Genomic DNA, 19,388 nt, shown 5'->3' on the forward strand with positions numbered 1-19,388 from the left:
ACGAATACTCTGCCTCCTCAGTGCTATCCTCGTCGGCGATCTAGAGATCGTGCGGAACTCTCCGCCCGCCGCTCCGGGACCGAACCGATGAGGTGACATGGCATCGAGCAAGCCCATCCGGTTCAAGATCTCGGCGCTTCTGGCGATCCCCCTGATCTCGCTGCTCGCCCTGTGGGGATTCGCCGCGACCGTCACGGTCGGCGACTCGATGAACCTGCTCACCATCTCCACCCTGTACGACACCGTCGGCAAGCCCGGTGACGAGCTGAGCAACGCCCTGCAGCACGAGCACCTGCTGTCGGCCGAGTACCTCGCCAACCGCAGCGACTCGGCCAGGGCCGCGCTCTCCGTGCAGCGTGGCGTCACCAACCAGGCGCGGCTGCGCTTCCGCGAGCGGACGACCACCGAGTCGGCCAAGTCCGCGATGTCGCCGGACATGAGGATCCGGTTCAACGAGGTGATGAACCGGATCAACGCGCTCGACACGATCCGCGCCAAGGTCGACACCGGCAGGACCGGCCTCGTCGGCCTCTCCCGTGACTTCTCCCTGGTGCCCGACGCGCTGAACCGGCTCTTCAACATCATGAGCCTCAACAACGACCTGCCGCTCTACCAGCAGTCGCGCAGCCTCAGCATGATCAGCTACGCCAAGGACCTCATGAGCCGCGAGCGGGCGATGGCCGCGGGGGCGATGGCCATGGGGCGCGTGCTGTCGCCGAGCGAGCTGCGGCTGTTCAACGAGCTCGCGATCAACCGGCGCTTCCTCCTCGAACAGGGTCTGCCGGACCTGGAGCCGAGGCTGCGCCTGCCCTTCGCCGGGATGCAGACCTCGACGATCTACACCAGGTTCACCGGCCTCGAGGAGACCCTTCAGGAGGGCGAGATCGTCTCCGCCGCGGAGTGGCGCTCCGCGGGCGACGATCTGGAGGCCGTCTACGAGCGGGCGCTGACGGCGGTCAGCCTCTCCCTCGCCGACAGGGCGGCCCCGTCCGCCGCGGAGACCTTCACCAGGGCCGGGATCGCGGGCGTGCTCGGGCTCGTCGCGGTCGTCGCCTCGCTGCTGGTCTCCTACCGGGTGGGAAGCGGGATCACCCGCGAGCTCGCCGGGGTGCGGCGGGCCGCGATGGAGGTCGCCGAGGTACGGCTGCCGCGGGTCATGGAGAAGCTTCGCCGGGGCGACCACGTGGACGTGGCCGCGGAGGCGCCGCCGCTGGAGCCGCTGGGCAGCACCGCGGAGATCCACGACGTGGCCGCCGCCTTCGACAGCGTCCAGGAGCGCGCGATGCAGTCGGCCGTCGAGCAGGCCAAGCTGCGTGAGGGCGTCGCCCAGTCCTTCCGGAACCTGGCCCGCCGCAGCCAGTCGCTGCTCCAGCGGCAGCTCAAGCTGCTGGACGGGATGCAGAAGCAGGCCGAGGACCCCGTCGCCCTGGAGAACCTGTTCCTGCTCGACCACCTGACCACCCGCATGCGCCGCCACGCCGAGGGCCTGGTGATCCTGTCCGGCGGGGCCGCGGGCCGCAAGTGGCGCTCCTCGGTCCTGATGGAGGACGTGCTGCGCGGCGCCGCCGCCCAGGTCGAGGACTACGCCCGGGTGCGGATCTACCCCATGGCGGGCAGCACCCTGGTCGGCGGCGCGGTCGCCGACATGATGCACCTGTTCGCCGAGATCATCGAGAACGCCACGGTCTTCTCCCCGCCGGGAGGCGAGGTGTCGATCCGCGGCGAGCTCGTGGGCCGCGGTTTCGCGATCGAGATCGAGGACAGGGGCCTCGGCATGACCGCGGAGAAGCGCGCGGCGATCAACGAGCGCCTGGCCAGCCCGCCGGAGTTCGACCCGGCGGAGACCGACCGCCTCGGGTTCGCGGTGGTCGGCCTCCTCGCCGCGAGGTACGGGGTCAGCGTGACGCTGCGGCCCTCGCCGTACGGCGGGACCGGGGTGGTCGTCCTGCTCCCCGAGAACCTGCTGGGAGACCCTGAGCCGGTCGAGCCGGTGGTGCCGCTGCGCGTCGAGTCCCTGCCCTCCGAGCTTCCCGGCTCCGTCGAGCCGGTGCTGCCGGTCCCCGCGGACCTGTGGAAGACGTCGGCGCGGCGTGGCAACGGCGGGCTGCCCCGCCGGGTCCGTCAGGCCAATCTGTCGCCCAGCCTGCGCCATGAGGGCTCACGCGACGACGGCCCGCGTCACACTGCCGATGCGGATCCCGAGAGTGTGGGACGGTCGCCGGAGGAGGCGCGCGCGTTGCTGAACTCCTTCCAGTCGGGGTGGCGGCGGGGACGGGCCGAGAGCGAAGAGGACGGTACCGAGCGGTGAGCCGGGTCAGGGCACGGAAGGCGGGCCTGTCACACCGGGTCCTCGACCGGCCGGGCCCCACAGCAAGCGTGAGCATCAAAGGGGAAGGGGTTTAACCACGTGCCGGGTGAGCTTTATTGGCTTCTGGATGACTTCGTCACGAGTGTGGCGGACGTCTCCCACGCGCTGATCCTGTCGAACGACGGGTTGATGATGGCCTCCTCCCGAGGCCTGAGCAAGGAGGACGCCGACCATCTGTCCGCGGTCGCCTCCGGTTTCCAGAGTCTGGCCAAGGGGACCAGTCTCCAGTTCGGAGGCGGGGCCGTACGGCAGACCATGGTGGAGATGGACTCCGCGTTCCTCTTCGTCACATCGGCGGGGCAGGGGAGCTGTCTGTCGGTTATGACCAGCGGCGCCGCCGACGTCGGCCTGATCGCCTACGAGATGGCCCGCCTCGTGACCCGCGTCGGCCAACATCTGGCCACCGCCCCCCGGGTGGCCGGCCAATGAGCGACGTCGAGTGGGTCGACGAGGAGGCGGGCCCTGTCGTCCGCCCCTACGCGCTGACCGGCGGACGGACGACGACGTCGACGTCCTCCACCGCGTTCGACCTGCTGTCCATGGTGGTGGCGAACGGCTCGGTGATCTCGGCGAGCTCGCACCTGGGGTCCGAGCACCGGCGGCTGCTCGGCATGATGAGGCGGACCAGGCCGATCGTCGAGCTCGCCTCCGAGGCGGGCCTGCCGATCGGCGTGATCAAGGTTCTGCTCGGCGACCTGCTCGACCAGGGCCTGATCCTGGTGCGCTCGCCGCTTCCCGCGAACACCTCCCCCGCGGAGGGGCTGCTGCGAGAGGTCATCAGCGGCCTGCGGGCCCTGTGAACGATCCCGTGGGCGTTGCCGCGTACGGTCTGGTGGGGGTGGCCGACCGTACGGTGAACGGCACCGCGAACGCCCCGTGCGCCGCCGGAGGGCACGGGGAGAGCGCCACGGAGCGCTAGCTCGTCGTCCCTCGTCCCAGAGGGCCGGCGCGTCCGCGTCTTCCGGGCATCCGGCCGACCGCGTCGTCAGCGACCCCGACGTCGGCCCGAACGCCGCCGCGACGCGTGACCACACCCTCCGGCGGTCACCCACCGTCATCGCGTGAGACTCCGGTGTACGGCCTCTCACTCGCACGTGAGACTCCGGCGTACGGCTTCCCGCTCGCACGTGAGACTCCGGCGTGCAGCCTGCCGCCCGCATGTGTCCGTTCTCGTCGCAGTCGGTCCGGGGCCCTCATCCCCTCGGGCCGTAAACCGTGCCGAGGATGTGTCCGCCGATGAGGACGACGATCCAGAACACGGCGCGTCTACTGGGCGGGGGGCCGCTGCGCAGCAGGGAGACGCCCATGGGAACGAAGACGGCGCAGAGGCAGCATGCGGCGATGACGGACTGCGGGATCTGGGTGCCTTTGAGCGTCCCGAGCGCGAGCATCGACATGAAGCCGAGCGCGACCGAGCGGCCCAGCCCCAGGGCGCCGGAGCGGTAGGCGCCGACGGCCAGCACGATCCAGCCGAAGAAGGCTGGTCCGGACAGTGTCCTGAACGGGTGCCAGCGCGTGTCCCGCCATGCCACGTAGTAGTCGTCGATGCCGTTGATCATCGACTGCAGGCCGAGGCTGTCGGTCAGGTGGAAGGCCAGGTGGTCGGTGCCGAACTGGAAGGTTCGGGTGAACAGGCCGACGATCACCAGACAGCCGCCCCACAGTCCCCACAGCGGGCTGGTGGCCATGATCCGTTGCGCGAGTGTCATGACCGCCGGCCACAGCAGGATGATCCCGCAGGCGAAGCAGGTGTAGGCGGCGGTGATGAGGGCGGGGTGACGGGTGTAGGCGGCGAGCTGGTCCGGGAAGAAGAAGTGGAACCGGGCGCGTAGGAGAATTCCGGTCAGGATCAGGGCGGGGCCGCAGATCAACGCGATGGCGCTCACCCAGCGTCCGGGAAACGAGGGTTGCCTGTTCAGGTTGGCCGTGGCGTTGGCGGCGCGCCGGTCCGCGGCGGCCCGTCGCCATTGTGCGATTCGCCCGCGAAACTCGACATTCATGCGTTCCTGCCCATCTTGTCGATGTCAGCACGTCTCGGCGTGGTGTGCCGGGTGCATCAGCATGGTGATGGGCGGCGCGCCGGGGGCGCGTCTGACTCGGGTCGCATCTTGGCGTGGCATGCGCGAGCCGGTGGTCCGACCCCGGGCGGACGCGGATGTCTGACCGTGGGCAGATGCCAGGTGATCCGATGAGGCGATAATTTCGCGGCATGAAGTGGGTTCGACGGTTCGGCGGAAGAGGCGTCGCCGACGTGGCGGCCGCGCTCGCCGTGACACTGATCATCGGATACGCCGTCGTCGATCCGCCGGGGCCGTCGTCGCCGTGGCCCGCCTGGTCGGCATGGCCGGTGGCGGCGGTGGTGAGCTTCCCGGTCGCCGTCCGGCGGCGCCGGCCGCGGGCCATGCTCGCCCTGGCGTGCGCCGCGGCCACGGTGGTGACCGTGGCCGGCGCCGTCGCGGCGGGCGCGATCTGGGTGTCGTTCGTGCCGACCGTGCTCGTGCTGTACCTGGTGGCCTGCACCACCTCGATCGCATGGTCGGCGGCGGGCCTGGCGGCCTGCCTGTCCGCCGCGGTGACCGCGGTCCTGATCTTCTACGCGCAGGTGTTCCCCGGCCTGGCGCCCGCGCACTCGCCCAGCGAGCTGCCGCAGGCCTGGCCGATCGAGATCGGCGCGATCGCCGTGCTCCTGACCGCCGGATGGGCCACCGGGACGGCCGTGCGCTGGAACCGGCAGACGACCGCCCGCCTCGTCGGCCACCTCGCCGAGACCGCGGTGGCCGACGAGCGCAGGCGCATCGCCCGGGAACTGCATGACGTCATCGGCCACAGCATGAGCCTGATCACCGTCAAGGCCACCGTGGCCAACCACGTCGCCGACGCCCGCCCACAGGAGGCGCGCGCCGCGCTGGCCGTCATCGAGCAGACCAGCCGAAGCACGCTGGCCGAGATCCACCGGGTGCTCGACCTGCTGCGATCCGACGGCGATCCCCAGCAGGCCCGCCTGCCCGCGCCCGGCATGGCCGACCTGCCCGAGCTGGCCGCCCACGCCCGCTCGGCCGGGGTCGAGGTGGAGCTGACCGTCCGCGAGGAGGCCGCGCTGCCTCCCGCGGTCGCGATGTCGGTGTACCGGATCGTGCAACAGGCCCTGACCAACGTCATCACCCACGCGGGGCCCGCCCGCTGCTCGGTCACCGTGGACGTCGACGGGCGGCAGGCGGTGATCGAGGTCGTCGACGACGGTTCCCGCCACGGCCGACCGCCACGGCAGGACCGCAGCGGACACGGACTGATCGGCATGCGCGAGCGGGCCAGGATGTACGGCGGCGCCTTCGACGCGGGCCCCCGGCCCGAAGGAGGCTTTCGCGTGTCGGCCCGCCTGCCCTACAACCCGGACGGCACCACACCATGACCACCAACCCGGACGGCACCACACCATGACCACCGACGCCCCTTCACCCCACCCGCCCGTCCGGATCCTGCTCGCCGAGGACCAGGTCCTGGTCCGCGACAGCCTCAAGGTCCTCATCGACACCACACCGGGGCTGGCCGTCGTGGGCGAGGCGGGCACCGGCGCCGAAGCCGTGCTCCTGGCCCACCGGCACCGGCCCGACGTCGTCCTCATGGACGTGCGCATGCCCGACATGGACGGCATCGAGGCGACACGGCGGATCTGCGCCGACCCCACCGTCGCCGGTGTGCGCGTGCTGATCCTCACCACGTTCGATCTGGACGAGTACGTGTACGCGGCGCTGCGGGCCGGGGCGAGCGGCTTCCTGCTCAAGAGCGCCACCGCGACCGAGCTGCTGGCCGCCATCCAGGTCGTCGCCTCCGGCGAAGCACTGCTCGCGCCCACCGTGACCCGCCGGCTCATCGCCGAGTTCCTGCACGCCCCCCGCCCCGCCCCGGCCGTGCGGGACCTCGACGGCGTCACCCAGCGCGAGCGCGAGGTGCTCACCCTCATCGGCAGGGGGATGTCCAACTCCGAGATCGCCGGGCACCTTCACCTCACCGTCGGCACGGTCAAGACCCACATCGGTCGTCTCCTGGCCAAACTGCACGCCCGGGACCGGGCCCAGCTCGTCATCGCCGCCTACGAAGGCGGGCTCGTCACCAACCCGTCCGCCCGCCCGACGCCATGACCGCTGGTCAGCGTCGTGCCCCCGTCGACGCCACCCGTGTTCGAACATCGCGGGGATCACCCGGACAGGACGAGGCGAACTCCGGTGTGCCGCCTCGAGTTCGTGCCGTTGCCCTTGAACGAGTTGTTAGGTAAGCCGGATTTGCCAGTCAAATGCTTCTTCCCCAAGGCATGATCGACGCAGCATGATCTGAACAGCAGAGGTGACGGTTCTTCTCCCGGCTGCCCGCGGTCGGATGGCTCCACCGGTTACGGCCCAGGCGCACGCCGGTGGGAAAGGACGGCGCACGGTGCCTGATGCAGGCCGGCTGAACGCGAACGACCCCGAGCACATCGGCGCCTACCGGCTGCTGGGAGTGTTGGGCAGCGGCGGTCAGGGCACCGTCTACCTGGGTCGGAGTCCCTCGGGGCAGCAGGTGGCGGTCAAGGTGTTGCACGCGCGCATGGCCGCCGACTCCGCCGCGGTACGGCGCTTCGAGCGTGAGGTCGCGCTCGCGCGACAGGTGGCGGCCTTCTGCACCGCCACGGTGCTGGAGGCGGGTCTCAGCGAGGGGCGGCCCTATCTGGTCAGCGAGTACGTGCCCGGCCCCTCCCTCCAGGAGCTGATCGCCACCGACGGCCCCCGCAAGGGAAGCGGCCTGGAGCGTCTGGCGATCGCCACCGTCACCGCGCTCGAGGCGATCCACCGGGCCGGCATCGTGCACCGCGACTTCAAACCCACCAATGTGATCATGGGGCCCGAGGGGCCGGTGGTCATCGACTTCGGGATCGCCCGCATCCTGGAGGCCACCGTCGCCACCACGGTCTCGTCGCTGGTCGGCACCCCGGCCTACCTGGCGCCCGAACAGCTCGCCAACCAGCCCGCCAGCGAGGCCTCCGACCTGTTCTCCTGGGCGGCCACCATGGTCTACGCCGCCACCGGTCACCAGGCCTTCGCCGGAGGGCACGCCGCGGCGGTCATGAGCTCCATCCTCACCCATGAGCCGAACCTGGAGGGGGTGTCCGAGCCGCCGCGTGCGCTGCTGGCCGCCTGCCTGGCCAAGGACCCCCGGGACCGTCCGGGAGTGGACGAGGTGCTGGCGGCGCTGACCGGCCGTTCCCGGAGCGCGCGACCGGTCCGGCAGGCCGACGCCCCCGTCAGGTCTCCCACCGTGGAGGAGGCCGTTCCACCGGCCTCCAGCCCCGGGGCGGACACTCCTGTGGGCGAGTCGTCGCCCCGCGGCCCTGTGGGTGAGCCGTCGCCCCTCGATTCCGCGACACCGGTCTCCTCGGCCGCACAGGACATGATCGACACCGGGGACAGGCCGGTGAGGACGGCGCGGCCGGGGTTGTCCCTCCTGCGCGGCCGTACCGGATGGATCGCCGGGGCGACGGCCTGCGTCGCGCTCGTCGTGCTCGCCGTGGTCTTCTGGCCCTTCTCGAGGGAACCGACGACGGGCGCCAGTGCAGGACCGGCGGTGACGTCGGGGGTGCTCGGCCACCAGGGCGACGACATCTGGGCTGTGGCGATCGAGCAGGTGGCCGGTCGGCCCGTCGCCGTCACCGGCAGTAAGGACGACACCGCGCAGATGTGGGACCTGACCACGCGCAAGCCCGTCGGCGGGCCGATGGCGGGACATACGGAGGATGTGTGCGCGGTGGCGGTCGGGCAGGTGGGCGGCAAGCCGGTCGCGGTCACCGGCAGTATGGACGACACGGTTCGGGTGTGGGACCTGACCACGCGCCAACCTGTCGGCGGGCCGATGAAGGGGCATACGGAGGATGTGTGCGCGGTGGCGGTCGGGCAGGTGGCCGGCAGGCCGGTCGCGGTCACCGGCAGCGAGGACGACACGGTCCGGGTGTGGGACCTGACGACGCGCAAGGCCGTCGGCGAGCCGATGAAGGGGCATGCCAAGGCCATCTGGGGAGTGGCGGTCGGGCAGGTGGCCGGCAGGCCGGTCGCGGTCACCGGCGGCGTGGACCACACGGTTCGGGTGTGGGACCTGACCACGCGCCAACCCGTCGGCCAGCCGATGACGGGTCATGAGGCGAATGTGTACGCGGTGGCGATCGGGCAGGTGGACAGCAGGCCGGTCGCGGTCACCGGCGGCGCGGACGGCATGGTCCGGGTGTGGGACCTGACCACGCGTACGATCATGGGCCAGCCGATGACCGGCCACACCCACATCGTCACGTCGGTGGCGGTCGGGCAGGTGGCCGGTCGGCCCGTCGCCGTCACCGGCAGCTGGGACAGGAGCGCGCGGGTGTGGGACCTGACCACGCACGAACCCCTCGGCCAGCCGTTGACCGGTCACACCAGCACCGTCTACGCGGTGGCGGTCGGGCAGGTGGCCGGTCGGCCCATCGCCCTCACCGGCAGCAGGGACACGGCCTTGCGGATGTGGGACCTGAGCGGTCGCACACAGTGAGCCATGACCGTCGAGGAGCCCGCGTCGTGGTCCGCACGGGCGCGCCACGCGGGACCCGGAACCGCCTCGCCCGCCTGCCGAGGTCCTGACGAGAACAGGCGGGAGTCCCGAAATCATGATGTCAATTCCGGAAACACATCGATGTCAAGATGCTTTCCTGGGAAAACTACTTTCCGTGACTCCCCGCCGTTCGCCGAGCGCGCCGCCCTTCCCCTTCCAAGATCTCGAAAATGTGTCCGAGCGGGGCGTACGAGTGGGCTGTATAGGCATTTCACACGGTCTGTGGCAGGGTTTCATATGCTGTGCGACGCCCTGTGAGAATCGGTGACCCGTGTGTTTCACGGCCTTTTCCGGAGCCGTGAAGCATGACACGATAAATGATCACATCGGTTGCTGACGGAGAGGGGCGCGGCCCATGCCGTATGCGATTGTCGGGCACGAAGGTCCCCTCGCCGGACAGCGGTTCCCGATCGGCGACGAGCCGATGACCTTCGGCCGCCGGGGCGACAACAACGTGGTGATCACGAGCGAGAGGGCGTCCCGCTTTCACGCGGAGGTGCGTCGCGAGGGCGACGACCACGTGCTGCACGACCGCCAGAGTCGCAACGGGACGTTCGTCAACGGGAGAAAGATCGCCTCCCACGTGCTCCGGCCCGGCGACACGATCGCCGTCGGCGGGGAGACGTTCCGCTTCGAGGTGGTCGACGAGCTGGAGACGGTCGTGGACACCTCCGAGCTCCAGACGGTCGTCAGACGCATTCCCGGCGTCGAGTCAGGGCAGGTCCTGCACGTCACGATCTCCGGTGGCGGCCCCGCGGGGCTGAGTCTCGCCCTGCTGCTCGAACACCTCATGGGGCACCGGGTGTCCATCACGATGTACGACGGCCGCTGGGCCAGGGACGGGTCGCGGGTCGTGTGGCGGAACGCGGCCCAGGGCAACAACCGGCGGCAGCAGGTCGTGACGGTCCAGAGCCGCCAGTATCTCAACCTGCCTGAGGAGGTCCAGGCGCGGCTGTTCACCCCCGGGTCCTACACCGAGATGTGGCCCGCAGGCCCCGATTCGATTCGCGGCTACAGCCCGCGGAACATTCGGATCGCCTATATCGAGGACACGCTGCTCGACATGGTGAACGAGAAACCCGACCGCATCCACCTGGTTCCCGAGAACTTCGACCCGGTCGAGTACCACGACGCCGTGGCGCAGGACCATGTGCTGGCCATCTGCGAGGGAGGGCGCTCCCGAACCCGGGAGCATTTCACCGACAAGTTCGGCACGGCCGACAAGTCCATATACTCACTTGACGGTCACCACGTGCAGGACATCGTGCTCGGCATACGGGTGAAGTCCGATCTCTCGGACCCCATGACCGTCCTTCTGACCGTGGCCCAGAATCGTTTCCTGCTGAACTCGTTGCGCGGCGAGGGATTCCTGAACATGCGCCTCACCGACGAGGAGGCCAGGGAGGTCATCGGCATCGACCCCGTCCGGCAGGTGTTCGAGGAGTGCATCGCCTCCAATCCCTGCCTGATGGAACGGACCGAGGACGGCAACTTCCACTGCTCGACCCACCGGACGCTGTTCCTGCCCGCCCTGATCAGGGGGTCGGCGCTCTGGAGGCGGGTGCAGGAGGGGCTGACGTTCTTCGGCGTCACGGAGGACAACGTGAGCGCGGTCACCGGTTTCCGGCTGGACATGGTGCAGCGTCCGCGGTTCACCGCCCGGCTGTTCTCCCCGACGTCGGTCAACCCGGGAACGTACGGGTTCCTCCTGGGGGACGCGGCCAACGCGATCCACTTCTGGCCGGGACGCGGGCTCAACAGCGGGCTGGCGTCGGTCATCTCGCTGGCACGGTCCCTCAACCGCAACTGGCGGGGCAGGCCGTTCCGCGACGCCGACTTCGTCCGCCACGAGGCCGCGATGTCGATGCTGCAGTACCGGCACAAGAGCCGCGCGTGGAACGCGATGGTGGCCGCCGACGAGCACGGGGTCACCCAGGCGATCAAAGACAAGATCGCTCAGGGCATCGACGAGGGCCGCGCGGGCTCGGACAGGAACGCGGACACCGACGCCCTGATGGAGCGGTTCCGGCAGATCCGCGCCCGTCTGGCGCCGCGGGTCTCCGGCATGCCCGATGACGCGACCCTCATCGAGCAGTTGCGCGCGCTGAAGGACGAGACGGTGCGGTCCCTGGTGGTCAGCGGCGCGTGGGACACGCTGACCGTCGGAGGCGAGGAGGTCGACATCGACATCTTCGACTCACCGGTCCCGCCGGAGACGCCCCGCCCTGACACCGCTCTGTCACCGGTCCCGCCGGAGACCTCCCGGAGGGAGGACACGCTGCCCGGGAGCTCCGGCGAGGAAGCACGCGACCGGACCGAGGTGATCTTCGGGGGCTCGGGCACGCAACGGACGCGGGAGCGCAGCGAGACCGAATGAGGGCCGGATCCCGGGTGGCACTTCCCGCCCGACCCCCGGCCGCGCGGGCCCCCTCGCCCACCGGGTTCGTGGCCTCTCCGGAGCTTCACGGCCTGTCCGTGGATCCACTGTCCGCACTTCCGGCGTTTCTCTGTTTCCCCGGTGGCCGCCCATATCTTCGCGACGGGTCAGGAGCACTGCGGGCGAAGCTGTGGAACTACTGTGACGTCCTCCGCGACGCTGGCCAGCAACCCGGGAAACCGGGAGACACAGCGCATGTACGAGCGGTGGGAATGGAGCAGGGTGGGGCGAACTCCGGGAGTCGAGGGGGAGACCTTGGACGCGTTCGACCTCTACGTGATCGCCCTGCGGTCTGCCGAAGAGGCGAGTGGCTCCCGGTGACCGGCCACGGCGAGGGTTGTCCATTCGGCTGTGGGCGTCGCCTCAAGGACCTCGTCGGCCAGCCGGGTCACCATGCTGCCTCCGAGTTCGGAGACAGTGCCTTGACAGTGCCCTTGGCCGCGCCCGACCGTTGTCCTTTAGTAGGAGACCAACCCTCTGACCTGCTACATGTCAACCCAATTAGACGGCAGAGGTGTTTGTCGAATCTGATTCGACGTGCGCGGTCAAATGTCTCATTTGAACTGGCATGTGATCACGGAGTGCCATGGTGACAGTCCTCTGTGAGAAGGTGTTCTTATCGGCCTTCTCGACAGGTGAGCTGCTGATGTACTCGTGGACGAACGCGGCGTCGCGGAAGGCGTAGCGGAGGATCGCCCGGGTGTGGGTAACCGTTGAGATCGTGAGCGGCTCGCGATTGAACCCTCAGTGACCAACGGAAGGCGGGGCCAGCGGAGCGATTTCTCGGTCGAAGAACTCCTCGAAACGCTCTCCTCGGTCAAAGAGGACGTCGAACCCGGCGGACGTTTCGTGGATCACTTTGCGATCCGTAAATCGGTTGGCTCCCGCAGCATTGCCTTCGTCGTCGTACATCACCTCGTACATAACCTCGTTCCCGAGGATCACGACCTCAGGTACGGGCCGTTCCTGTTCGATGTCGGAGATGTTACGAGCGTCCATCACGCGGATGTTGTCGCCTAATTCCACGCGCAGGCGGAGGACGAAGAACTCCCATTGGACATACGGGGTGACAGGGAACTCCACGACGCGAAGACGGCGCTCCAAAATCCCAAGCTCGGCAGCTTTCTGGAACTGCTGGGTGTAGATTTCACGCTTCTCTTCTATCAGAGACAGCGCCTCATTCCATTTGCCGACCGCGAAGGACTCCCAGCTCGCAAAGCCTCGCTCCTTGAAGTTCTGTCCACGTTCGAGCTTTTTCAAGGAGTGGATGCCGCTCTCATAGATGCGGCGAAAATCCTTGTGATATTTTGATCGTGTCAGGTTTTCGGAGTTGCTGTATCGAAATAATTCAAACACTAGGAATGTCCGGCTTTGCTGCAATCATCATACTTCGCGGAATCACTACGAGGCTTTCGTCGGCCCCGATCGAGACCCCTGTCGGCAGGGAGTTCTTGAGCGGGATCGTCAGATCCCTGCCGATGATGGCGATGTCCCCGTTGTCGAGTTCCCATATATCGGGGCAGTCGGGATTATCGGTTGTAATCTCCAACTCCTGTGGTGACCTGCCCAGACGCCTCTTGAATCCCGTCGTCGGGTCGGCTTCCCATGGTCTTGTCATGTCCACCCTCTCTGGGGAGACGCCTGCAATGTGCAGTTGACTCAAAATAGCTCTGACCCACCCGACGGTCAACCTGCTTCAGAGGACCTTGCCCGTTCGCCTCGGCGGTGCGATCATGTTATCTATAAATTAGAGTAATTGCGTCAACGTGTTACGAGCATTAATGTCTGGTTTTCGCTCGTAAGGCGGGGGTTGCGAAGTTAGGAAGGCCGTGGATGAGATCTGATCTCGCTGCAGGTCACCGGCACCACTCTGGTCACAGCCATGGCCACTGATGTCTCGCGGCGTACCCGTGATGAGATGATCAGCCCGTGGTGGCGATCGAAGCCACGCACGCGAGTGGAATTGGTTTTCGCTGGATTTAAGGTGAGTCACGAAGAGGTGTTGCGGGCTTGCATGACCGGCGACCAAGAGATGCCACGTGAGCCGCGTTCGCAACGGCATCTCCAGCGCTTACGTGTTGCTCATTCAAACACGGTCGAGGAACCGCGCGGGTTGCTCGATGAATTCAGGCCGACCTGCGCCACCGGCATCCCGGCGATCGCGCAGCACGGCAGCGCACCCGGTCCTGTGCGGGGTCACCAGGGAGGGCGAGACCACCACGGCACCGAGTCATGAGAGGCGCGATGGACGGCCACGCCGAGGATGGTGGCCGCGTCTACCAGACATCAGGTGATCAACACATCAATGAGCACCACCACTACGGTGGCGAAGGAGCGGCCCACGCCGGTCCAGACTCGGTTCGGCGGCCGGCGGTCGGCCGGACACCGGTGGTTCTGCGTGATCGCCTTGAGGTGCTGGAGCGCTTACGGAAGAGTGTCGCAGCGGACGCGGGCGGTGAAGTCTTCGTTCTTCACGGTATGGGAGGCTGCGGCAAGACGGCTGTTGCCCACGCCTTCTTCCAATTCGCAACAGAGATCGGTGACCGAGTCGGCCTGTGGGTCAATGCCGCCGAGCGCGCGAGCTTACGTGCCGGCATGCTCGCTGTCGCCGCCGACCGCGGTGCCAGTGACGGTGAACTGTTGGCTGCTCGAAACGGCCTTCGTCCTGGAGCCGACCTTGTGTGGGAACGCCTTGACCGATCCACTGAGTCTTGGCTGCTGGTGCTCGACAACGCCGACGATCCTGAGATTCTCTGGGACGGCAGCTGGTTGCGTACCAGTCCGCGCGGAACAGTTGTGGTCACCACGCGCCGGGCGGCCGCCCGCTGGTGGCCAGGGGCGGAGCTCCAGCACATCGGGGTGTTACCGCGCGAGGACGCCGCGCAGGTGTTGTGTGACCTGGCTCCGCAGAGTGGCACGATAGAAGAGGCCACCAAGATCGCGGAGCGGCTTGGGCGACTACCACTTGCACTCACGCTCGCCGGTGGCTTCCTCTCTCACCAGGTGCTCGCCCCCTGGACAATGGACGCCTATGGGCGCCGCCTTGAGACAGGGAAACGCGTCGAGCTCATAGACCAGGGGGCTGATGCATTGTCTGCTGAGGATCCTAGGCACTTGGTTGGACGGACCTGGCAGCTGACGCTGGACGCATTCGACGCCCGTGGGCTGCCTGAAGCGGTGGCTCTGCTCAGACTGCTGGCTCGCTTCGCTCCCGAGCCACTGCCGCTGTCTCTGCTGGACAGCTCTGAAATCAGTGGTGTTCTGCCTCGTGCCCGTACTGAAACAGCATTGCGAGCGCTGCTCGATCAATCACTCACCGAGCTGGTTGACGTTGGCGTTCGGTGTGTTCAGACCCACGCTGTGCTGCTTGACAGCGTCGCCACGGCCACGCCGCCTGAATCACTCGCAACTCTCAACTCGACAGCCGGCCGGTTGCTCGATGCCGCGGTACCTGCGATTCCCGACGCCGGTCCGTACAATCCGCGGCTACGCCTGTTCGCACCCCACATGCTTGCCCTGTTGCGTCGGGTTAGGGACCCCGCCACTGTGGCTGACGTTCTGAGCGTGGCGACACGTTTGTCCGTGGCGCTTTATCGAACCGGAGACTACCTGTCAGCCCGGGACACCTCCCGCACCGCGATAGCTCTTGCGGAGCAAACCCTCAGCGCGGAGCACCGGCTCGTGCTGAGCGCCCGCTCCAGGGCCGGCCGAGCGCTGTTCCGATTGGGAAAATATGCTGAGGCGGAGGCGATGCTGCATCATGTCCGCACCACTCAGGAACGACTGTTCGGCGCCGACGATCCCGACACCCTGGACAGCGGTCACGGCCTCCAGTTGGTGGTAAGAAACCTCGGCAGACATGATGAGGCGCTCTCTCTCCTCCGGGCCACGGTGACGGGCCGACGAAGGGTGCTGGGACCTTTCCATCCGCTGACTCTCCGGTCCCAGGCCAGCCTGCTGACGATGCTGTCCGCTTCCGAGCTCGCCGCCGAAGAGAACGCCGCACTGCTTTCCCTGCCCGCACAGTGTGAGCGGCACCTCGGCCCCGAGCACACTGTCACCCTGGGCGCGAGGCACAACCACGCTTGGGCGCTGTACGTGCTAGGACGATTTGAGGAGGCAAACGAGCAGATCCGATTAGTGGTCGATGGATATGAACGCCGCTTTGGCCCTGACTACCCGATCGCCCTCTCCGCACAACAGCTTCACGCCCGAATCCAGGCCGCGCTCGGGCACTTGGACTCGGCTGTCGAGCTGATGAGCGATGTCGTGGCACGGAGGGAAGACGCTCTCGGGCCTGATCACCCTTTCACGGCCGCGAGTAGAGAGCTTTTGACCGAGTTCGAGGAGAAGCGGCGGCTTTCCTCCCGCTAGCTCTCCGGATGATCATTTACAGAGGTCAGTGGACGAGCCGCGTTGCCGGTGGGGTGTGAGGGAGCAGGCGCGGGAACACAGCGCGTGAGGGAGTGACGGAGGACTGCCTGCCGAGTCGTTCATCGCTCGGTGATGTGCTGATCCCGGCCGGCTTGATACACACGGCCCTGGCCACTGGCGGTCGCCTTCATCGTGATTTCGCCGTACTGCTCTCGCTCGTTGAGAGACAGGGCCGGGGTGAGAACGTTGTCCAGCACTTGCTTCAGCTCGTTGGCAAGATCAGGGTCTTCTCGTAGAAGTTGCTGGAGTCGTATCTGCCAGGCTCCGGCAAGCGCACGTTCCGTGTCGGTGTCTCCGTCGTCGCGAGCGGCCAGGATCTGGAGGCGGACCTCTGCCAGTTCGTCTTCAACGGCCTTTTCCTGCTCGGGCCGCACTCGTCGCCACAGCGCGACCGCCCCTGAACGGGCCTGCTGCCACGTGTCTGTGGCCATCGCCGTCACCAGAGCGGTCCCAGCGGCCAACACGATCGGATCCATACCGTACCCTTCCGATCAAACCACTTCCCGCCCCACGCTAAATGCTTGGCTCAGTTCCAGCCAGAGAGGATTAGTCCAAACTCAATGGTTCTGGACGGCTGCTGACTTGAAGTGCGCGATGGAGCAAGAGGGTCAGGTGCAGGGGATCGGTCACGATTCTCTCCTTGCCACAGCGATGAGCGCCGCAGACTCCTCGGGGGACAGGCATGCGCCGATAAGGCGCTCAAACCTCAGCATAAGGTCGCGCACCTGATCGGCCGCCTCCACGTGAATCTCACCGGCCGGGCATTCGGCGTACCCGATGTCGGGGCCTTCGTCCAAGCTTTCAGCTATCTGCGACTGGCTCCCTCGGGCCAGATGACGGTTACCGGCAGGCCGCGTCGTCGGGCTTCCGCCACGACGCTCGCCGTCCCGCCCGCGTCCACGGGAGACTCACCGTCCCACACTGCCACGAGCTCGGTGACTGAGCCCAGCATCGCCTCGTTCGCGGCGACGTACGCCTCCCGGTTGGCGTGCTCGAAGGCCATGACATGCACCTGGGCGGCCTTGCCGAGTAGCCGATCGAACCGCTCGGCATGATCCGGCTTGACCTTGGCGGCCCGGTAGTCCTGGGAAGGCAGGACCACCTCCAGCGTCCCGCCCATCTCCAGGACGGTCTCGGCGAACAGCGAGTCGGCTCCCTGAGCGATGCACGACACCCCGACCAGGTCGTGGCCCACCCGGCGAAGATGAGAACGGAGCTCGTCCCGGACAAGGTGGGTCGTAGCCGGGGTCAAGTTCATGTGGCCGGTCACACCGATACGCACCATTGGCATCTCCTGCTCGATGACAGTGATCTCCCAGCGTGCCAGCAACTCCTGGGGCTGCTGTCTCATTGCGGCAGGGGACTCACCAGGCGCCTCAAGGATGAGCTGCTCGGATCGCGAGTAGAGGAGCGGGTGACCCGGGCCATCAACCCGGAGTTGAAGGGGAGACCTCGGATGCGTTCGACCTCTACGTGATCGCTCTACGGTTTACGGGAGAGGCGAGCAGTTCCCGGTAACCGGTCACGGAAGGTGATCTCCGTTCGGCTGCGGGCACCGCCTCAAGGACCTCGTCGGCCAGCCGGGTCACCATGGTGGCCCGCTGCTCGGCCGGGCAGGCCGCGTAGGCGGCCTGGGCGTGCCGGACGCCTTCGGTCACATCGCCGGAGCGTACGTGCCCCGTGGCCTGGAGGAGGGCCAGCTGAGTCCGGAAACGGGGGCTGGGGTCGGACGGATCCAACGTCTTGTGTGTCTGGCTCACGGCCTGGTCAAGCCGATCGCGGTCGCCGAGGTAGGCGTACACCCACGCCTGCGTGTAGCTCAGCCGCTCGGCTCCCCACCCTTCGATGGACCGGGTGTTGCCCGTGACCGATCCGGGCAGCCTCTCGAACGCCTCACCGCAACGGCGCAGCTCCGCCAGCGCCTCGGCGGGCATGCCATGCATCACGAGCACCTGCGCACGGGCGGCCGAGATACCGGGGACCCCCCGATACGCGGAGTCGGCGTATTCACTGAGCGCGGCGTCGGCGTGACGCAGGAGGACCGGCGTGGGACGCCGGTCGTAGAGTCCGTGAATCAGCTGCTCCCCCCTGATCCACGTGCTCAGGTGGTGGTCGCCGGAAAGCTCCGCGGCGTTCAGGGCGGTCGCCCACCAGGGGCGGGCCTGGCGGGACTGTCCGAGGTTGCACAGCGTCTTGGCCATGAGCAACGACAGGCCGCCGGTCACGCGGCACCACGAGCGGAACAGCCGGTCGCGACTCCCGGCGCGGGACATGGCCTGCCTGACCGCGACGAGGTCGGCCGCCACCTCCTGGAGCAGCTGCTGTGGAGGAGTCAGCTGGTAGCTGTAGCCGTACTCGGAGACGGCCTCCTCCCACATCTCCACATCGAGGCGTTCGTCCCGCCCCAGGGACTGACCGACGCTCTCCCTGATCGTGTGGAGCGAGTCGAAGATCGGCGACGAGGTGACGCCGAGCGTCGCGAGTGTCTGCAGAAGCCTGCGTCGTTCCATCTCATCGTCCTCGGGTAAGGCTTTTTTCTTGGAGAATAGGACGTCTTCGTCAAGGCCGAACACCCGCGCATACGTTACTGCCCAGTCACGCGGGTAATGCTTACCTTTCTCCCAATCACGGATCGATCGGGACAAAGAAGCGACCATCGAGGTGTCGCATCCGGCCTCTTCGAGCAGGTGGCGGGCCATTTCGTTCTTGCTCCAGCCGCGCTTCTCGCGCTCGGACCGCAAACGTGATGCCCATGCCGGGCATTCCTGAAAAGACACGGCCATATCACCCGCCCGCCAGTCACCGGGGCGGAGACAAAGTCTCCGCCTTCTCTCCGGCATTTTCCGTTACGCAGCGTGTTTCCGCTGGGGTTCACTGACAAAGCCCGAAAACGACAGCGGCCCCGGACGCGGTGATCTCAACACCGGCCGGGGCCTTGATCAGGAAAGGCCTCCTGACCCGTGAGCAACCCTAGTGCTCCGGTCCTCGACCGGCCCACGCCAATCCAGGGCTGCGGCTGCCTCCCCGACGCCGTCCCTATGCCGATGGGATGCGTCTTATGCGGGCACGCCCCTTACGCGCACGGCTGCCCCGGCCGACCCGCCGATCATGACTACGCGCAGCCGGACGGCGCGCTGATGAACGCCCGGCTGGAGGCCCGTCGCCGGTACGGCCCGCGAGGCATGCCCGCCGTCGCACCGCCGACCGAGGTCATCCCCCTGGTGCCCACGCAGCGCCACCCCACCCCCGAGCCGTCCGTCCCTGAGCCGTCCGCGCCCGAACCATCCGTGCCCGCTCCGATGCCGCCCGCCGTACCGGACACCCGGCAGCCCCTTATCCCGGCTCCCGCCGACGATCCGGAGCCGCCGGCCGTCGCGACCGCCGTACAGCCTGCCCGTCCGCCGCTGCCCCGGCGGGTACACCGCCCCTTTCCCCGGCCTGGAACACAGCCTGGAACGCGGTCCGGTGTACGGCCCGCCGCCAGGGCCGCCCGGCGTGGCGGCAGCCGATGTCCCGCGTCCGCCGTTCGCGTGTACGCCCGCG

16 protein-coding genes are annotated in these 19,388 nt (G+C 67.8%); 9 read left to right on the forward strand and 7 right to left on the reverse strand.

Annotation, left to right across the window (positions count from 1 at the left end; all coding sequences use genetic code 11):
* The first annotated feature begins 97 nt into the window (after positions 1–97).
* From PKF00_RS04700 to PKF00_RS04710, 3 genes are all read left to right on the forward strand, one after another.
* Entirely contained in the window at positions 98–2,308 is a 2,211-nt protein-coding gene (locus PKF00_RS04700) for a sensor histidine kinase (protein ID WP_271216083.1), read from the forward strand.
* Positions 2,309–2,407: 99 nt separating this feature from the next.
* Positions 2,408–2,797, forward strand: a complete 390-nt coding sequence (locus tag PKF00_RS04705; protein ID WP_271216084.1) for a roadblock/LC7 domain-containing protein — start codon at positions 2,408–2,410, stop codon at positions 2,795–2,797.
* A complete protein-coding gene (locus tag PKF00_RS04710) occupies positions 2,794–3,168 on the forward strand; it encodes a DUF742 domain-containing protein (protein WP_271216085.1) in 375 nt (124 codons plus the stop codon). Before PKF00_RS04705 ends, PKF00_RS04710 begins: the two co-directional genes overlap by 4 nt.
* Positions 3,169–3,561: 393 nt before the next feature.
* On the opposite strand, the gene PKF00_RS04715 is transcribed toward PKF00_RS04710, so the two are convergent.
* A complete protein-coding gene (locus PKF00_RS04715) occupies positions 3,562–4,368 on the reverse strand; it encodes a hypothetical protein (protein WP_271216086.1) in 807 nt (268 codons plus the stop codon).
* 209 nt (positions 4,369–4,577) lie between these two features.
* On the opposite strand from PKF00_RS04715, the gene PKF00_RS04720 reads away from it, so the two are divergent.
* The 5 genes from PKF00_RS04720 (at position 4,578) to PKF00_RS04740 (ending at position 11,732) form a co-directional block, all read left to right on the forward strand.
* Positions 4,578–5,777 (forward strand): sensor histidine kinase, encoded by a 1,200-nt coding sequence (locus tag PKF00_RS04720; RefSeq protein WP_271216087.1) that lies wholly within the window; start codon positions 4,578–4,580, stop codon positions 5,775–5,777.
* 25 nt (positions 5,778–5,802) lie between these two features.
* Complete coding sequence (locus PKF00_RS04725; protein ID WP_271216088.1) at positions 5,803–6,507, forward strand: response regulator; 705 nt, start codon at positions 5,803–5,805, stop codon at positions 6,505–6,507.
* Positions 6,508–6,796: 289 nt separating this feature from the next.
* Positions 6,797–8,914: a serine/threonine-protein kinase gene (locus PKF00_RS04730; protein WP_271216089.1), complete on the forward strand. Its 2,118-nt coding sequence runs from the start codon at positions 6,797–6,799 to the stop codon at positions 8,912–8,914.
* A gap of 415 nt (positions 8,915–9,329) precedes the next feature.
* Entirely contained in the window at positions 9,330–11,351 is a 2,022-nt protein-coding gene (locus PKF00_RS04735; protein WP_271216090.1) for an FHA domain-containing protein, read from the forward strand.
* 201 nt (positions 11,352–11,552) lie between these two features.
* Complete coding sequence (locus PKF00_RS04740; RefSeq protein ID WP_271216091.1) at positions 11,553–11,732, forward strand: hypothetical protein; 180 nt, start codon at positions 11,553–11,555, stop codon at positions 11,730–11,732.
* A gap of 423 nt (positions 11,733–12,155) precedes the next feature.
* Here the strand turns inward: PKF00_RS04740 and PKF00_RS04745 are convergent, their stop codons facing one another.
* The gene (locus PKF00_RS04745; RefSeq protein ID WP_271216092.1) at positions 12,156–12,767 is read right to left on the reverse strand and encodes a DUF6879 family protein; all 612 of its coding nucleotides are present in this window, start codon (positions 12,765–12,767) and stop codon (positions 12,156–12,158) included.
* Positions 12,760–13,029, reverse strand: coding sequence for a hypothetical protein (locus tag PKF00_RS04750; RefSeq protein WP_271216093.1), 270 nt, complete (start codon positions 13,027–13,029; stop codon positions 12,760–12,762). The genes PKF00_RS04745 and PKF00_RS04750 overlap by 8 nt, the downstream gene beginning before the upstream one ends.
* Before the next feature lie 626 nt (positions 13,030–13,655).
* On the opposite strand from PKF00_RS04750, the gene PKF00_RS04755 reads away from it, so the two are divergent.
* Entirely contained in the window at positions 13,656–15,785 is a 2,130-nt protein-coding gene (locus PKF00_RS04755) for a tetratricopeptide repeat protein (RefSeq protein WP_271216094.1), read from the forward strand.
* A 119-nt stretch (positions 15,786–15,904) separates the two neighbouring features.
* Here the strand turns inward: PKF00_RS04755 and PKF00_RS04760 are convergent, their stop codons facing one another.
* The 4 genes from PKF00_RS04760 to PKF00_RS04775 form a co-directional block, all read right to left on the reverse strand.
* Positions 15,905–16,321 carry a hypothetical protein gene (locus PKF00_RS04760; RefSeq protein WP_271216095.1) on the reverse strand — a complete coding sequence of 139 codons (417 nt, stop codon included), beginning with the start codon at positions 16,319–16,321 and terminating at the stop codon, positions 15,905–15,907.
* A gap of 329 nt (positions 16,322–16,650) precedes the next feature.
* Complete coding sequence (locus PKF00_RS04765) at positions 16,651–17,196, reverse strand: hypothetical protein (RefSeq protein WP_309298371.1); 546 nt, start codon at positions 17,194–17,196, stop codon at positions 16,651–16,653.
* Between the two features lie 118 nt (positions 17,197–17,314).
* Positions 17,315–18,685, reverse strand: coding sequence for a helix-turn-helix domain-containing protein (locus PKF00_RS04770; RefSeq protein WP_498073058.1), 1,371 nt, complete (start codon positions 18,683–18,685; stop codon positions 17,315–17,317).
* A 272-nt stretch (positions 18,686–18,957) separates the two neighbouring features.
* Positions 18,958–19,167 carry a hypothetical protein gene (locus PKF00_RS04775; RefSeq protein WP_271216097.1) on the reverse strand — a complete coding sequence of 70 codons (210 nt, stop codon included), beginning with the start codon at positions 19,165–19,167 and terminating at the stop codon, positions 18,958–18,960.
* Positions 19,168–19,388 lie beyond the last annotated feature (221 nt).

Origin of the sequence: Streptosporangium carneum (genome assembly GCF_027922005.1) — a bacterium.
Lineage (GTDB): Bacteria > Actinomycetota > Actinomycetes > Streptosporangiales > Streptosporangiaceae > Streptosporangium > Streptosporangium carneum.

Excerpts from the sequence above, each read along its gene's own strand:
- PKF00_RS04750 (WP_271216093.1), bottom strand. The coding sequence starts at position 13,029 with ATGACAAGACCATGGGAAGCCGACCCGACGACGGGATTCAAGAGGCGT.
- PKF00_RS04735 (WP_271216090.1), top strand. The coding sequence starts at position 9,330 with ATGCCGTATGCGATTGTCGGGCACGAAGGTCCCCTCGCCGGACAGCGG.
- PKF00_RS04760 (WP_271216095.1), bottom strand. The coding sequence starts at position 16,321 with ATGGATCCGATCGTGTTGGCCGCTGGGACCGCTCTGGTGACGGCGATG.
- PKF00_RS04770 (WP_498073058.1), bottom strand. The coding sequence starts at position 18,685 with ATGCCGGAGAGAAGGCGGAGACTTTGTCTCCGCCCCGGTGACTGGCGG.
- PKF00_RS04725 (WP_271216088.1), top strand. The coding sequence starts at position 5,803 with ATGACCACCGACGCCCCTTCACCCCACCCGCCCGTCCGGATCCTGCTC.
- PKF00_RS04720 (WP_271216087.1), top strand. The coding sequence starts at position 4,578 with ATGAAGTGGGTTCGACGGTTCGGCGGAAGAGGCGTCGCCGACGTGGCG.
- PKF00_RS04715 (WP_271216086.1), bottom strand. The coding sequence starts at position 4,368 with ATGAATGTCGAGTTTCGCGGGCGAATCGCACAATGGCGACGGGCCGCC.
- PKF00_RS04765 (WP_309298371.1), bottom strand. The coding sequence starts at position 17,196 with ATGAGACAGCAGCCCCAGGAGTTGCTGGCACGCTGGGAGATCACTGTC.
- PKF00_RS04710 (WP_271216085.1), top strand. The coding sequence starts at position 2,794 with ATGAGCGACGTCGAGTGGGTCGACGAGGAGGCGGGCCCTGTCGTCCGC.
- PKF00_RS04700 (WP_271216083.1), top strand. The coding sequence starts at position 98 with ATGGCATCGAGCAAGCCCATCCGGTTCAAGATCTCGGCGCTTCTGGCG.
- PKF00_RS04755 (WP_271216094.1), top strand. The coding sequence starts at position 13,656 with ATGGACGGCCACGCCGAGGATGGTGGCCGCGTCTACCAGACATCAGGT.